The organism is Cytobacillus sp. MT66 (assembly GCF_058792595.1).
The window spans coordinates 165,682-181,753 of record NZ_JBXAFB010000005.1; the positions used below are offsets into that span (position 1 = coordinate 165,682).

A 16,072-nucleotide genomic window follows, 5' to 3' on the forward strand; every position below is an offset into this window, starting at 1 on the left:
AGAGAGTGGAAGAGTCCAAAGGCATCCGCATTTCAACGAGCCATTTCTCCAATTGCCACAATCCCATATGTATACTAAAATAAAATTAAGAATTTTACTGAAAATTCATTCCGCTAAAAAGGGGGGAAGCTGTCTCTTTCAGACAGTGGCATATGACACTAGAAAAGATGATCCATCAAACCTTTGAACAGCAAACTATTGAGAACTGGCAGCAAAAGGCCGAAGAAGCATTAAAAGGAAAAAACATCTCAACATTATATCGTCATACATATGAAAACATCGACTTGAAACCGCTTTATACAAAAGAAGACCTGGAAAATCAGCAGGTCTCCCAATTACCAGGCCAAACTGATTTTCGCAGAGGATCTGCATCGCTTGGTTATCTCACCGACGAGTGGCAGGTCGCACAAAAGCTTGAACCCAAAGAGGACACAAATTTAAATGAAGCAATCAAATCGGCAATGAAAAAGGGACAAACAGCAATTGCTTTTGACGCAGAAAAAATAAACATTAACGAACTTAAGTCACTCGGCACCGACCTATATAAACAATTTCCCTTTAGTCTAGAAGGAAATAATAATCAGCAGGAAGAAATTCTTGCAGCTCTAGCAAGCCTTGAAAACAGCGAAAACATTTCGGGCTACATTGCGGCAGATCCCGTTGCCGATGCGGCCAAACAGGGAGTAGCCTTAGACAAAAACTCACTTGATAAATGGGCTGAAACCATTCAATCCGCACATAAAGCAATGCCCAAACTAAAAACGATTTTAGTAAATACAAGCGTCTATCACAATGCGGGGGCAAACGCGGTACAAGAGCTGGCAATCGCCTTAGCGGCTGGTGTTCATCATACCGCTGAGCTTCTTGAACGCAAACTAAGTCTTGAAACCATTTTATCGAAGCTGGTTTTTAAATTTTCCATCGGCGGTAATTTCTTCATGGAAATTGCCAAGCTTCGCAGCGCTAGATTGCTTTGGAGCAAAGTGGCTGAAAGCTTTGGGGCAGATGAGCAACAGCAAAAAATGGTCATTTCTGGTGAAACATCAGGATTTACAAAAACTGTCTATGATCCATATGTGAACATGCTCCGCGCTGGAAACGAGGCATTTGCTGCTGTTCTTGGCGGAATCCAATATTTGCATGTCAGCCCGTACAATGAGCCGGAAAATCAAGCCACTTCATTCTCTGACAGAATTGCACGAAATACCCAATTAATTTTAAAAAATGAAGCCCATTTAAAAAATATCGTTGATCCAGCAGGCGGATCCTGGTATATCGAAAGCCTGACTAATCAGCTGGCAGAACAAGCATGGGCACTTTTTCTTGAAATCGAAGAAAAAGGCGGCATAACAAAAGCACTTGAAACTGGCTGGCTTCAGAAACAAATACAGGACGTTCTAAATAGAAGAAACAAGGATATTTTTACAAGAAAGCAGAGCATAATCGGTACAAACATCTATGCAAGCTTAAAGGACACCCCGTTAAAGGCAGAGGCTAAAACAAAATCGGCTCTTCCGCAGGTGCGCCTATCTGAACCATACGAAGAGCTTCGCAGAATCTCGGAGAAAATCAGCCCAAAAGCAGGCCTTATATGTCTTGGTGAACTTAAGGCCCATAAAGCACGCGCAGACTTTATTACAGGGTTTCTGGCACCAGGCGGCATCAGTACTGTAAGGGCTTCTGATATCAATAAGGGGGAGCAAGCTGCAGCGTTTGCAGAACAGACCAAGCTGACACACTACATCATTTGCGGATCAGACAGCCAATATCATGAATTAGCAGCCGAAATCGTCCGTTCAGTGAAAGAAATTCAGCCTAATGTAAAAATAATGCTGGCAGGACTGCCTGAAAGTCAGGAATCCTTCCTTGAGGCTGGCATCGATCAATTCATTCACCTGAGAAGCAATTGCTATGAGATCTTAGCGAAACTGCTGAGCGAAATGGAGGCGGAAAAACATGACTAAAAAACCTGACTTTAAAAACATATCTCTTTTTGAAAATAAAAAGACTGCCGAAATTCCGCCGAGTGAACTGACCTTTGAAACAAATGAACAGATAGCAACGAAACCGCTCTATACTAAAGCGGATCTTGAGGAGCTAGAGCATCTTGATTCAAAGCCAGGACTTCCGCCATATACAAGAGGTCCATATCCAACAATGTATGTCAATCGTCCATGGACAGTCCGGCAATACGCAGGCTTCTCAACAGCAGAGGAGAGTAACGCGTTTTACCGCCGCAACCTTGCGATGGGACAAAAAGGATTATCGGTTGCTTTTGACCTAGCGACACACCGCGGCTACGATTCTGACCATCCGCGAGTAGTCGGTGATGTCGGAAAAGCAGGTGTGGCGATTGATTCTGTTCTTGATATGAAGACATTGTTTGATGGGATTCCTTTGGATCAAATGTCTGTCTCAATGACGATGAATGGTGCTGTACTTCCCATTATGGCGTTCTTTATCGTGACCGCCGAAGAACAGGGAGTCAGCCAGGAAAAGCTAGCGGGCACGATTCAAAATGATATTTTAAAAGAATACATGGTCCGCAATACTTATATTTATCCGCCAGACATGTCGATGAAAATCATTGCTGATATTTTTGAATACACCTCCAAGTACATGCCTAAGTTTAACAGCATCAGTATTTCAGGCTACCATATGCAGGAAGCGGGGGCACCAGCGGATATTGAACTTGCCTACACATTGGCCGACGGTCTGGAATATGTCCGCACAGGCCTAAAAGCAGGAATTGACATTGATTCCTTTGCGCCAAGACTGTCCTTTTTCTGGGCAATCGGCATGAACTATTTCATGGAGGTCGCAAAAATGCGTGCGGCGCGCTTCATCTGGGCAAAAATGATGAAGACCTTTGAACCGAAAAATCCAAAATCAATGGCACTCAGAACCCATTCGCAAACCTCCGGCTGGAGCTTAACCGAACAGGATCCATTTAATAATGTTATGAGAACGTTAATTGAAGCCCATGCAGCGGCTATGGGGCATACACAGTCCCTGCATACCAATGCCCTGGATGAAGCCATCGCACTGCCGACGGACTTCTCTGCACGCATCGCACGGAATACTCAGCTTTATCTGCAGGAGGAAACAGGTATCACCAATGTGATCGACCCATGGGCTGGTTCTTACTATGTGGAATCCTTAACAGACCAACTGATCAAGCGGGCCTGGGAGCATATTGAAGAAATAGAAAGCCTTGGCGGCATGGCAAAAGCGATTGAAACCGGCTTGCCAAAAATGCGCATCGAGGAAGCAGCAGCCAGAAGACAGGCGCAAATTGATTCAGGCAAGGAAACGATTATAGGCGTTAATAAATTCCGTCTAGATCAGGAAGAGCCTATCGACATTCTTGATATTGACAATACCGCTGTGCGCTTGAAGCAAATCGAAAAGCTTGAAAAATTAAAAGCATCACGCGATGAGGAAAAAGTGGCAGAAGCCTTGGCTGCGATTACTAAAGCAGCAGAAAGCGGTGAAGGCAATCTTCTCGAGCTATCTGTACAGGCAGCAAGAGTGCGTGCCACACTCGGTGAAATTTCTGACGCGATTGAAAAGGTAGCAAACCGCCACAAGGCGATCATCCGCTCCATTAGCGGCGTATACAGCTCACACTTTTCAAATGAAGATGAAATTGCTGAAGTGAAGAAAATGACTGATGAATTTTTAGAAAATGAGGGCAGAAGACCGCGGATCCTTATCGCCAAAATGGGTCAGGATGGCCATGATCGCGGAGCGAAGGTCATTGCTACAGCCTTTGCGGACCTAGGCTTTGATGTGGATATTGGTCCATTATTCCAGACACCGGAAGAAACAGCGAAGCAGGCGATTGAAAACGATGTCCATGTCATTGGCATCAGCTCGCTTGCTGCCGGCCATAAAACCTTGCTTCCACAGCTTGTGGAGGAACTGAAAAAACTGGATCGCGAAGACATCTTGGTTGTTATCGGCGGGGTCATCCCGGCACAGGATTATGCGTACTTATATGAAAAAGGGGCTGCAGCCATTTTTGGTCCTGGAACTGTGATCCCTGTTGCTGCGCAGAAGGTGATTCGCGAAATCTATACCCGACTTGGATATGAGGAAGTTTCAAATGGATAAGGACAAAAAACCTGAATGGTTTGATCGGGAAAATCCTGATCAATTTACCAGTGTAGTGCGCAGAGGCGTTGAGGTCGCACATGATCAGGCAAGCTTTGTCAAGAATAATCGTTTTAAGAAAAAAGCGAAGCAGGATATTAATATTGATGAATGGGCTGCCGGCATTCTTGCCGGCAACCGCACGATCATGGCAAGGGCGATTACTTTAATTGAAAGCAATGCTGAACAGCATTTTCGAAAAGCACAGGATCTCTTGCAAAAGATCCTCCCTTATTCTGGAAAGTCCATTCGCATTGGCATTACCGGTGTCCCTGGTGCAGGTAAGAGTACATTTATTGAAGCTTTCGGAACTTATCTATGCGATTTGGGTTTCAAAGTAGCCGTGCTGGCAGTTGATCCAAGTTCTAGCCTGAGCGGAGGAAGCATTCTTGGTGATAAAACGCGAATGGAGCAGCTTTCCCGCAATCCGCAAGCCTTTATCCGGCCATCACCTTCAGCCGGTAAGCTAGGCGGTGTTCACCGTAAAACAAGGGAAACCATGATTTTATGTGAAGCGGCCGGCTTCGATGTGATATTAGTAGAAACGGTTGGTGTCGGCCAAAGCGAGGTCATTGTCAGAGATATGGTTGATTTTTTCATGCTGCTTGTTTTAACAGGAGCGGGTGATGAGCTTCAAGGAATGAAAAAAGGGATTATGGAGCTCGCCGACGCCATTATCGTCAACAAAGCAGATGGTCCTAACAAACAGCTCGCTAATAAAACAAAAGCTGAATATAACCGAATCCTGCACTTTCTTCAGCCGGCAACCAAAGGCTGGACAACGAAGGCTTCCACCTGTTCTGCCTTGGAAAACGAGGGGATGGAAGATATCTGGAAACTTATCCGTCAATTTGAGGAAACAACAAAGGAAACAGGTGTCTTTGAGGAAAGAAGAAGATCCCAGACAAAGGAATGGATCTACTCGATGATCATTGATCAGCTGCAGATCAGCTTTTTTTACGATCAAAACATTAAAGCTTTGCTTCCTAAAATAGAAAACGAAGTCATCGCAGGCTCCAGAACCGTTACTTCCGCAGTTGAAGAGCTTTTTTCCGTGTATGCGGGAAGATCAAATAATGAACCCCTTTAGGGATCCGAGTTCCCAGCGTTGAAAAATACATGTAACTATTGGTATGATGGTATAAAGCTAAATTTTAAGGAGGAACGATAAATAATGAGCATGGATTTCAATATCTTTATGAATGATGTTGTTAATCAGGCGCGTCAAGAGATTGTGTCTGCTGGCTATACAGAATTAAAAACAGCTGATGATGTGAAAGAGGCTCTAGAGCAGAAAGGGACAACACTAGTAATGGTGAACTCCGTTTGCGGCTGTGCCGGCGGAATTGCTCGTCCAGCGGCAGCACACGCCGTCCACTATGATAAGCGACCTGATCAGCTTGTGACTGTGTTTGCAGGCCAGGACAAAGAGGCAACAGCGACAGCACGTGAATATTTCACAGGCTATCCGCCATCCTCACCATCTTTTGCTCTTTTGAAAGATGGTAAGATCGTGACCATGGTCGAACGTCATGACATCGAAGGCCATGAGCCAATGGCAGTCATCCAAAAACTGCAAAATGCGTTCGAACAGCATTGCGAAGAGCTTTAATGATAAAAAGTCCCGAACTTCGGGGCTTTTTTTATTTGGCTTTCGTATAAACTGATAAGGATAAACAATATACCTATATTAAAAAAACATTTCCAACTGCTTAATCCCTTATAGAAAATCGGTTTAATTATTAATAAAAAAGAATAATCTATGCATAAATAAACCATGCTAATCCTGTTATTCATACATGAAAAATAGCATTTGTTCACCTGTTTATATAAAACTATTGCATAAAAACAAAAATGTGTTAAAATACATTTAGATGAATAAATATTAATAAAAAAGAAGCTTGAAAATTGATAGAGTATAGAAGATAATATAAATTGACATTATTATCAATTTTCGGAATGCTATAGGGGGAAAACAAAAATGAAAAAAATCTTCTCTTATTTTTTCGTTAGTATACTAGTAATCGGCTTACTTGCAGCCTGCGGAACAAGCGAAGAACCAGCATCAGAGGGAAGCGGCTCAGCAGATGACCAAAAAACAGAGAAAAAAGTATTAACAATGGGAACATCAGCAGACTATGCACCATTTGAATTTATTGATACAGCTAAAGGCGACGATATTATCGGGATTGATCCTGAAATTGCAAAAGCAGTGGCAGAGAAGCTAGGCTATGAAGTGAAAATTAACGATATGGATTTTGGCGGATTGATTCAAGCGCTTCAATCTGGACAGGTAGACTTTGTTATGTCAGCGATGTCAGCTACAGATGATAGACGAAAAAGCGTTGATTTCAGTGAAATCTACTACACTTCAAAACATATGATCGTTTCGAAAAAAGACAGTGGCATTAAAAAGGTTGAAGACCTTAGCGGTAAAAAGGTTGGCGTTCAATTAGGCTCCATCCAAGAGGAGAAAGCCAATGAACTGGCAGAAGAAGTAGATATGACGGTTGAAAACCGCAATCGTATTCCAGAAGTGATTCAAGAAATTAAAGCTGGCCGTTTTGATGCAGCGATCATCGAAGACACTGTGGCAGCGGGCTATCTTGAAAACAACGAAGACCTAGATGGTTTTACAATCGAAGATGCTGACGGCGGATATGCAGCTGCATTTCCAAAGGACAGCGAACTAACTGAAGAATTCAATAAAGCCCTTAAAGAAATGATTGATAGCGGAGAAATTGATGCTATCATCAAGAAATGGTTTGAAGAATAAAAGTAAATACTTCAGGACGTTCAGAAGCACCACACTTCTGAACGTTTTTTGAAAAATCAGGGAAGCTTCTCCCAAGAGGCTGCCCTCCTTTTCTTTTAGGATGTGTGAAAGGTTAATGTTGATTTTAACAGCATAGTTGACTTGAGCGGAAATTAATGGCTAAGCTTAACAAGAGCCATCATTAAAACAAGTTCATGCAATATTAGAAAATAGCATAACCTATGAACAACAAGCTTACGTCTCGTATCTGTCCTCTCACCTCTAGAGGTCAGTAGGTATCGTTTAAAATGAAAAAATCTAGTTGATAGTGAGAGGATTGAGTTTTACAATGAATTTCGATTTTACATCCGTTCTCCCATCACTGCCCTATATCCTTCGCGGCGTTATTGTCACACTCCAGATTGTTGCAGTCGCAGCGCTATTAGGGTTTGTTCTTGGGATTATTTTATCGCTTTTTAAAATCAGCAAATTTAAACCGCTCGTCTGGCTGGCAGATGCTTATACATCTATCTTTCGCGGAACGCCATTAGTCTTGCAGCTAATGATTATTCACTTTGGCTCGCCGCAGATTTTTGGCTACCAAATTGAACCTTATGTTTCGGCTGTACTTGCTTTTGGCCTGAATTCTGCGGCCTATATTTCTGAAATCATCCGTGCTGGAATTATGGCTGTCGACAAAGGACAGAGTGAAGCAGCAATGGCACTAGGGGTTCCATATGGGAAAATGATGCTGAACATCATTTTGCCTCAAGCCCTGAAAAATATTTTGCCAGCGCTAATGAATGAATTCATAACGCTTACTAAGGAATCTGCGATTGTTACAACCATCGGGGTCATGGATATCATGCGCCGGGCCTATCAGGTAGGTGCAGAAAAGTTCCGTTTTATTGAGCCGCTTTTGCTGGCCGGTCTCATTTATTACCTAATGGTGATCACCTTAACCTTACTCGGAAAGGTACTTGAAAGGAGAATGAGACGCAGTGATTAAGGTAGAGAATTTGCATAAGCAGTTTGGAAAGCTAGAAGTCTTAAAAGGAATTACCACCACGATTAAAGAACGTGAGGTTGTGGCCATTATCGGCCCATCTGGTTCGGGAAAATCAACCTTTCTCCGCTGCATCAATTTACTTGAAATGCCGACAAGCGGTAAAGTATGGATCAATGATCATGAAGTGACGGATAAAAAAACAAACATTATGAGAATCCGCCAAAAGGTAGGAATGGTGTTTCAGCACTTTCATCTTTTTCCTCATAAGACGGTTCTTCAAAACTTAACATATGCACCTGTTAACGTAAAAGGATTGACAAAGGCGGAAGCAGAAAAGATTGGCCTGGAATTATTGGAAAAGGTCGGCCTGGAACAAAAGGCCAATGAATACCCAAGCCGATTATCCGGTGGGCAAAAACAGCGGGTAGCTATTGCGCGTGCCCTGGCCATGCAGCCGGATGTCATGCTGTTCGACGAGCCAACATCTGCGCTTGACCCGGAAATGGTAAAGGAAGTACTCGATGTTATGAAAACACTGGCAGACTCGGGAATGACGATGGCGATTGTCACACATGAAATGGGATTTGCCCGTGAAGTAGCCGACCGTGTCCTCTTTTTAGACGGAGGCGTCCTTGTAGAAGACGCACCGCCAAGCGAATTTTTCACCAACCCATCCTCCGAGCGCGCCAAGGACTTCCTGCAAAAAGTTTTATAGTTGATTTGAAGATGACCGTTTTCTGGTCATCTTCTTTTTTTTCGGGACAAGGGCTCGTTGTCCGTCGGTTCACAGGTCCGCCCTTTGTCCAAAAGGACAAGGGGACAGGTTCGTTGTCCCAAATCGATATGGACATGTTTTAAGCTAACACTATATAATAAACAGGCATGGACTTGAATTTTAGGAGAAAACAATATGAAGTTTCGCATTGGTTACCGAACGATAAAAACAGCTATTGGTACGACAGCATCAATTATTTTGGCGTCAATCTTCGGCTTTAGTAATTTTGCCTCGGCTGGAATTTTGACGATCCTTTGTATACAAACCACGAAAAAAAAATCACTGCGGACATCCGTGGATCGTTTTATGGCATGTCTTTTGGCCATTGTGTTTTCGGGAGTGATTTTTGAAGGAATCGCCTACCATCCTATTATGATTGGATTTTTATTAATCTTTTTTATCCCGACGGCTGTTATGCTTCGGGTAAGTGATGGGATTGTTACAAGCTGTGTCATTATTTTGCATATTTTTTCAGCAGGCGAGATGACAGCAGAACTGGTTGTCAATGAAATTGGGATTATTACAATTGGTATTGGGGTCGCACTGCTTGCGAACCTGTTTATGCCAAGCCTTGATCAAAAGCTTAAGGAATACCAGCTGCAGGTTGAAGAAAATTTCCGACGGATTTTTGAAGAAATGGTCATCTATTTGCGGACAAACGAAAGCACTTGGGACGGTTATGAGATTACTGAATCAGCCCGGCTGATAGAAGAAGCCGAATCTTTGGCCTTTCGTGATGTGGAGAACCATTTTCTGCGCAACGAAAACATCTATTTTCATTACTTTAAAATGAGAGAAAAGCAATTTGAAATCCTTGAAAGAATGCTGCCGGTTGTCACTTCGATTACGCATACTGTCGAACAAGGTGAAATGATTGCCGATTTTTTGGAGGATTTATCGAAAAATATTCACCCGGGAAATACTGCACACCGATTTTTAGATAAGCTTTCAGAAATGAAGCATTATTTTAGAGACATGGATTTGCCGAAGAGCAGGGAGGAATTTGAAGCCCGGGCAGCTCTTTATCAATTTGTGCGTGAAATGGAAGAATATTTATGGATTAAAGGATCGACCAAAGAGCTTCCAGTTGGAAAAAGGGAGCACGTGACTGGGTAACATATATAGTTGTAGATGTAAAAATGTTTTAACAAAGCATAACGCTTTTAAAAGTGGGTTTTCCTAAGAAGCAGCATGAATCCTGCAAATTAGGGTTTGCAGCAGCAAGAAGAATGTGACTGTTGGAGCAACAAATGCATGAATCTGCGGCCAATGTGTACACTAAAGGGAAAAAAGTGGGTGAGATTGCATGTTCAAGCTGTTATCCGCTCTGATGATTGCTCTGTCCATATCCCCTTTATGGCCCTTAGGAGAAAACCCCATGCCTGGGGATCCTTTTGTCATTGTGAATAAAAAGACGAATGAGTTAGCTTTCATTCATGATAACAAGGTTCAGACCGTGATTACGGCCGCAACCGGGAAAACGGAAGAATTAACTCCAGAAGGTCTTTTTACCATTACGGTCAAAGCCAAGGATCCTTATTACCGGAAAAAAGATATTAAAGGCGGGGACGACAACAATCCATTGGGAACCAGATGGATCGGTTTTGATGCAGCCGATACGGATGGGAGAATATACGGGCTCCACGGCACAAACGACCCGTCGTCCATTGGCAAATACGTCTCACAGGGCTGCATCCGGCTCCAAAACGAAGCCATCGAATCACTGTACGACTTTATCCCGCTCGGCACGAAAATCTTAATCGTTTCCTCCTCCGAAAGCTTTGATCAGCTCGGCAATGCGTACGGAGCAATTAACGATAATGGTAGTGGACAAACAAGATGAATATTCAGTGTAAAAAGGCCTTCATCAACTTGATGAAGGCCTTTGTTTGTGTAATTTTTGTGCAAGATGTCCTTCATCGGACGAATGAAGGACATTTAGTGTGAAATACGAGGAGAGCTTGTCCTTCATCAGGCGAATGAAGGACATTTAGTGTGAAATACGAGGAGAGCTTGTCCTTCATCAGGTGAATGAAGGACATCCGGTGTGAAATGCAAGGAGAGCTTGTCCTTCATAGGGCGAATGAAGGACATTTAGTGTGAAATATGAGGAGAGCTTGTCCTTCATCAGGCGAATGAAGGACATTTAGTGTGAAATATGAGGAGAGCTTGTCCTTCATCGGGCAAATGAAGGACAAGCAGTGTAAAATATACAAAGAGTTTATCCTTCATGTCAGCAGTGAAGGACTTTTTTTTGAAACTTTCTCAGCTTTTTGCCCCTAAAATGACCTAATTGTCCGAAATTCCGCTAATGGTCTAATGAAGTTGTCCAAACGGAAATACCCTTTTCGAATATCTTAAAGTGAACCTAAAAAAGGAAAGGGGATTTTTTAAATGTCAGAAAGAAACAGACAGCCAGCAAGACAATCAGTGAAAAACAGCCAGGATATTGATCAATACGAAAAGCAGGGTCTAATTGTCCGCAACTCTCATACGGTTAATGTTACGCAAACAGAAGTTCAAGGACTCCTTCTTATTCAAGCAGCTCTGCAAGCAGCCATCGAAGCATCCATTGTCGTTCTAGGAAGTGACGAAAACAATAATGTTCGTCAGCTGCAAAGAGTGGCTCAATCACTAGATGTCACACAAGTCCAATCACAGCTTACTGTGATCGAAGATTCAGGCGAAGTAACTGTCACTCAAACAGAAGTACAAGTCGACGCAGTTGTTCAAGCTGCAATCAATCTTCTTGCTCAGCTTCTTCTAAAAATTGGCTAATAGAAAAAGGACTGCCGCACTCGGCAGTCCTTCTCTTATTTATCTTAAAGAAACATTGATGCTCCCACAATTAGCGATGATGCAAGCATAGCAAAAATCATTAAATAAACAACAATTTTTCTCATCTTTTTATTCGACAATCAAATACCCCCTTATAGAATATTTCATTACTTCTATTTTACTAAGAAAAACCAAAATGAACAACCGCTCGATATTAACAGGAATTTTTAGTATATTAAGAGTATAGTTAATATAGCATTATATTCAATATTGATAGAAAATATTTTTACAGCAGGAATGGAGGAGGGCAAGATGATCAAAAAAATCGACCATATTGGGATTGCAGTTCGTTCGCTGGAGGAGACGCTTCCTTTTTATACGGATATTCTTAAGCTTCCATTGCTCGGCATAGAAGAGGTTGAAAGTGAGAAGCTGAAGGTTGCCTTTTTGAAAGCAGGGGAAACGAAGCTTGAGCTGCTTGAACCGACATCAGGTGAAAGCGCTGTCGCTAAGTTTATTGAAAAAAGAGGCGAAGGCCTGCACCACGTTGCATTAGGCGTGGATTCCATCCAGGAGCGAATCAATGAAATCAAGGAAAAAGGCATCAGCATGATCAATGACGTTCCAAAGACTGGCGCCGGCGGAGCACAGGTGGCGTTTATGCATCCGAAATCTACTAAAAAAGTTCTCTTTGAACTTTGCGAAAGAAAGGATTGAAAGTAACCATGACGGACATCTATGAAAAAATAAATGAACTCTACGACCGCCGCAGGGAAATTGAATTAGGCGGTGGAGATGAAAGAATTGAAAAGCAGCATGAAAAAGGCAAGCTGACGGCAAGGGAACGAATTGACTTGCTGGTTGACCCAGGAACATTTGTGGAATTGAATCCGTTTATTGAGCATCGCTGCACAGATTTTGGCCTGGAAGATCAAAAGGGTCCTGGCGATGGCGTTGTAACAGGCTATGGCAAGGTCAATGGCAGACCCATTTTTCTATTCTCGCAGGATTTTACCGTTTTCGGCGGGGCTCTTGGGGAAATGCATGCGAAAAAAATTGCGAATGTTATGGATTTAGCCGCGAAAAATGGGGCTCCATTTGTCGGCTTAAACGACTCGGGCGGCGCAAGAATCCAGGAAGGCGTTGTCTCGCTTGATGGATATGGTCATATTTTTTACCGGAATTCCATCTATTCAGGGGTAGTCCCGCAGCTTTCTGTCATCATGGGACCATGTGCAGGCGGTGCCGTGTATAGCCCTGCAATCACTGATTTTGTTTTCATGGTGGAAAAAACAAGCCAAATGTTCATTACCGGTCCAAAGGTAATCGAAACCGTGACGGGCGAAAAAATTTCCTCAGAGGATCTGGGTGGTGCCAATGTACATAATACAATCAGCGGGAATGCCCATTTTAAAGCAGGAACAGAAGCGGAAGCTATTGAACAGGTCCGCAGACTATTAAGCTACTTGCCGCAAAACAATCAGGAAAAACCGCCAAGACTGGAGACAGATCTAGAGGATGATTACCGTCCAGATTTAACGGATGTAATCCCGTTTGATGCGCTCCGCCCATATGATGTCCGCAAAGTCATCGAGCAGGTAGTGGATGCGGATTCCTTCCTGGAAATTCATCAGGATTTTGCGAAAAATATCGTTGTCGGCTTGGCGCGCATCAAGGGTGAAGTGGTCGGTCTTGTCTGCAATCAGCCGAAATTTATGGCAGGCGGCCTTGATATCGATTCATCTGACAAAGCTGCAAGATTTATTCGTTTCTGTGATTCTTTTAATATCCCAATTATTACGTTTGAAGACGTTACCGGCTTTTTCCCAGGTGTTAAACAGGAGCACGGGGGCATCATCCGCCACGGCGCAAAGATTTTGTATGCATACTCTGAAGCGACAGTGCCAAAGCTGACGGTTATTTTACGAAAAGCCTTTGGTGGTGCTTATGTGGCGCTGAACAGTAAAGCGATCGGTGCCGATCTTGTGTACGCATGGCCGAACGCAGAAATTGCGGTTATGGGACCTCAAGGGGCAGCGAATATCATTTTTGCCCGCGAAATTCAAAACAGCGAAGACCCAGAAGCTGTCAGGGAACAGAAAATCGAAGAATATCGTGAAAAATTTGCTAATCCGTACGTTGCAGCAAGCAGAGGCATGGTCGATGATGTCATCGATCCGCGCGAAACCAGAATCAAACTCATCCAAGCTCTTGAAATGCTGCGCAATAAATCAGAAACAAGACCGAAAAAGAAGCACGGGAATATTCCGCTGTAAGTTAGTGGGGTAAAGAAATGCCGGAATGGTGAAACTGGCGGATATCCGCGGAAAACAGGGATATCAGGTTAATCCCGCGGATGTCATGCGGGATTCCGTACTGTAGCTGTATTTCTTAACATTCTAATCCTTTTGCAATTGATATGGACAAAGGTATACTAGAATAGTAAACCACTTACATATTGGAGGAAATATAGATGATTAATCAAGAACGTTTGCTAAACGAATTTTTAGAGCTTGTGCAAATTGATTCTGAGACGAAATTTGAAACGGAAATTGCAAAGGTATTAAAGCAAAAATTCACCGATCTTGGCGTGGAAGTTTACGAAGATGACACAACAGAACAAACTGGCCACGGCGCTGGCAACTTAATTTGTACACTTCAGGGAACAAAGGAAGGCGTGGACACGATCTACTTCACTTCCCACATGGATACCGTCGTGCCTGCAAAAGGCGTTAAGCCTTCTATCAAAGATGGCTATGTGGTATCTGACGGAACGACTATTCTTGGGGCAGACGACAAAACCGGGCTAGCTGTTATCCTTGAAACAATTAAGCTTTTAAAAGAACAAAACATTCCGCATGGAACAATCCAATTTATTATTACAGTCGGTGAAGAGTCTGGACTGGTTGGGGCAAAAGCAATTGATCCGAAATTAGTGACTGCTAAATTCGGCTATGCGCTTGACAGTGACGGCAAGGTAGGCAACATCGTTGTAGCCGCGCCAACACAAGCGAAAGTCAAAGCAACTATTTTAGGAAAAACAGCCCATGCGGGTGTTGCGCCTGAAAAAGGGGTTTCTGCCATTACCATGGCAGCCAAAGCGATTGCAAAAATGCCTTTAGGCCGGATCGATGAAGAAACAACAGCGAACATCGGCCGCTTTGAAGGCGGGACGCAAACAAATATCGTTTGCGATTACGTGGAAATTTTAGCAGAGGCACGTTCTTTAGTTACTGAAAAGATGGAACAGCAAGTTCGTAAAATGAAAGAAGCTTTCGAAAGTGTCGCTGAGCAAATGGGCGGTAAAGCCGAAGTGGATGTACAGGTGATGTACCCAGGCTTCAAATTTGGCGAAGGCGACCATGTTGTAGAAGTTGCTCGCAAAGCCGCAGCAAAAATCGGCCGCAGTTGTGAATTGCAAAAGAGCGGCGGCGGCAGTGACGCCAATGTGATTGCAGGCTTCGGCATCCCGACCGTAAACCTTGCAGTCGGCTACGAGGACATTCACACAACGAACGAACGCATGCCAATTGAAGAGCTTTATAAGCTAGCTGAAATGACGATTGCTATCATTGAAGAAGTAGCGGGAAATTAATGAATTTTTCAAGGAGCGGGACTCGTTTTCCGCTCTTTTTTCTTCAAAAAATGGCATTACTTTAGTACTATGGAGGAAAGGAGTGTTACCGATGGAAGAAAGTAATAAGGCCGTTGTTTTTCAGGTGGGAAAAGAGGAATATGCAATCTCCATCCAGCACGTGATTTCGATTGAAAAAATGGAAGGAATCACGCCAATTCCCCATCTGCCGATTTATGTGAATGGGATTTTCAAAGTAAGGGGCGAGCTCATGCCCGTCATCGACTTCGAGCAAGTTCTGTATAATCGGCCAACCGAAAGGACCGAAGCAACGAAAATTATCGTGCTGCAGACGGACGAGATTTCCATTGGCATCGTCGTGACCGATGCAAAGGAAATCATCTCCATCCCGCAGGAAAACATCAAACAAATTGGGCTCGTTGCCTACAAAAACACAGCTTACATCACTGGAATTGCCAACCTGGAATCAAGGCTCATCACCATTATTGATCCGTCCAGGCTTGTACGCGGCCTTGATGGCATCAAGCAAATCAGGGAGTATATGGAAGAACAGAAAAATCCACAATAACAGAGGAGCTGAGGCTCTTCTGTTTTTATTTGGGATGGATGTTAGTGCCGGAAAAAGAGTTGTGGGCTTTGAAACGGGAACTAACATTGGGTGTTAGTGCCGGAAAAAATGGTGCAGTATGAGAAACGGGAACTAACATTGGAAGTTAGTGCCGGAAAAAATGGTGCATGCAGAGAAACGGGAACTAACATCTCCCACTAGTTTCGGGAAAATCGCAGAACCCTCTAAAACGGTAACTAGATCGCCCAATTAGTGCCGGAAATCCAGACACCCTCGCCAAAACGGTAACTAGATCGCCCAACTAGTGCTGGAAATCCAGACACCCTCACCAAAATGGTAACTAGATCGCCCAACTAGTGCCGGAAATCCAGACACACTCACCAAAACGGTAACTAAATCGCCCAACTAGTGCCGGAAATCCAGACACCCTCGCCAAA

General features: G+C 43.4%; 15 protein-coding genes. 14 read left to right on the top strand and 1 reads right to left on the bottom strand.

The genetic code is table 11. The features are described from left to right. Window positions 1-152 precede the first annotated feature (152 nt). From AC1Q59_RS11190 to AC1Q59_RS11235, 10 genes are all read left to right on the top strand, one after another. On the top strand, window positions 153-1,964 hold the full coding sequence (locus AC1Q59_RS11190; RefSeq protein WP_492365902.1) for a methylmalonyl-CoA mutase family protein: 1,812 nt from the start codon (window positions 153-155) through the stop codon (window positions 1,962-1,964). Further along, complete coding sequence (scpA, locus tag AC1Q59_RS11195) at window positions 1,957-4,116, top strand: methylmalonyl-CoA mutase (protein WP_492365903.1); 2,160 nt, start codon at window positions 1,957-1,959, stop codon at window positions 4,114-4,116. The genes AC1Q59_RS11190 and scpA overlap by 8 nt, the downstream gene beginning before the upstream one ends. Beyond that, window positions 4,109-5,245, top strand: coding sequence for a methylmalonyl Co-A mutase-associated GTPase MeaB (gene meaB / locus AC1Q59_RS11200; RefSeq protein ID WP_492365904.1), 1,137 nt, complete (start codon window positions 4,109-4,111; stop codon window positions 5,243-5,245). The genes scpA and meaB overlap by 8 nt, the downstream gene beginning before the upstream one ends. A gap of 84 nt (window positions 5,246-5,329) precedes the next feature. Further along, on the top strand, window positions 5,330-5,767 hold the full coding sequence (locus AC1Q59_RS11205) for a BrxA/BrxB family bacilliredoxin (RefSeq protein WP_492365905.1): 438 nt from the start codon (window positions 5,330-5,332) through the stop codon (window positions 5,765-5,767). A 369-nt stretch (window positions 5,768-6,136) separates the two neighbouring features. Next, window positions 6,137-6,931, top strand: a complete 795-nt coding sequence (locus AC1Q59_RS11210; protein ID WP_492365906.1) for a transporter substrate-binding domain-containing protein — start codon at window positions 6,137-6,139, stop codon at window positions 6,929-6,931. 328 nt (window positions 6,932-7,259) lie between these two features. Continuing rightward, on the top strand, window positions 7,260-7,919 hold the full coding sequence (locus tag AC1Q59_RS11215; RefSeq protein WP_492365907.1) for an amino acid ABC transporter permease: 660 nt from the start codon (window positions 7,260-7,262) through the stop codon (window positions 7,917-7,919). Further along, window positions 7,912-8,634, top strand: coding sequence for an amino acid ABC transporter ATP-binding protein (locus AC1Q59_RS11220; RefSeq protein ID WP_492365908.1), 723 nt, complete (start codon window positions 7,912-7,914; stop codon window positions 8,632-8,634). The genes AC1Q59_RS11215 and AC1Q59_RS11220 overlap by 8 nt, the downstream gene beginning before the upstream one ends. Window positions 8,635-8,829: 195 nt before the next feature. Further along, window positions 8,830-9,810: an aromatic acid exporter family protein gene (locus tag AC1Q59_RS11225; protein WP_492365909.1), complete on the top strand. Its 981-nt coding sequence runs from the start codon at window positions 8,830-8,832 to the stop codon at window positions 9,808-9,810. A gap of 190 nt (window positions 9,811-10,000) precedes the next feature. Continuing rightward, window positions 10,001-10,537, top strand: coding sequence for a L,D-transpeptidase (locus AC1Q59_RS11230; RefSeq protein ID WP_492365910.1), 537 nt, complete (start codon window positions 10,001-10,003; stop codon window positions 10,535-10,537). Window positions 10,538-11,088: 551 nt separating this feature from the next. Continuing rightward, the gene (locus AC1Q59_RS11235; RefSeq protein WP_492365911.1) at window positions 11,089-11,472 is read left to right on the top strand and encodes a spore coat protein; all 384 of its coding nucleotides are present in this window, start codon (window positions 11,089-11,091) and stop codon (window positions 11,470-11,472) included. 44 nt (window positions 11,473-11,516) lie between these two features. On the opposite strand, the gene prli42 is transcribed toward AC1Q59_RS11235, so the two are convergent. After that, on the bottom strand, window positions 11,517-11,612 hold the full coding sequence (gene prli42 / locus AC1Q59_RS11240; protein ID WP_492365912.1) for a stressosome-associated protein Prli42: 96 nt from the start codon (window positions 11,610-11,612) through the stop codon (window positions 11,517-11,519). A 172-nt stretch (window positions 11,613-11,784) separates the two neighbouring features. Here prli42 and mce point away from each other — a divergent pair, with 172 nt between their 5' ends. The 4 genes from mce to AC1Q59_RS11260 all read left to right on the top strand — a co-directional run bounded on the left by mce (window position 11,785) and on the right by AC1Q59_RS11260 (window position 15,635). After that, a complete protein-coding gene (mce, locus tag AC1Q59_RS11245; RefSeq protein WP_492365913.1) occupies window positions 11,785-12,189 on the top strand; it encodes a methylmalonyl-CoA epimerase in 405 nt (134 codons plus the stop codon). Window positions 12,190-12,197: 8 nt separating this feature from the next. Next, window positions 12,198-13,748 (top strand): acyl-CoA carboxylase subunit beta, encoded by a 1,551-nt coding sequence (locus tag AC1Q59_RS11250; RefSeq protein ID WP_492365914.1) that lies wholly within the window; start codon window positions 12,198-12,200, stop codon window positions 13,746-13,748. A gap of 197 nt (window positions 13,749-13,945) precedes the next feature. Next, window positions 13,946-15,067 carry a tripeptidase T gene (locus AC1Q59_RS11255; RefSeq protein WP_492365915.1) on the top strand — a complete coding sequence of 374 codons (1,122 nt, stop codon included), beginning with the start codon at window positions 13,946-13,948 and terminating at the stop codon, window positions 15,065-15,067. Between the two features lie 91 nt (window positions 15,068-15,158). Next, the gene (locus AC1Q59_RS11260; protein ID WP_492365916.1) at window positions 15,159-15,635 is read left to right on the top strand and encodes a chemotaxis protein CheW; all 477 of its coding nucleotides are present in this window, start codon (window positions 15,159-15,161) and stop codon (window positions 15,633-15,635) included. Window positions 15,636-16,072: the final 437 nt, after the last annotated feature.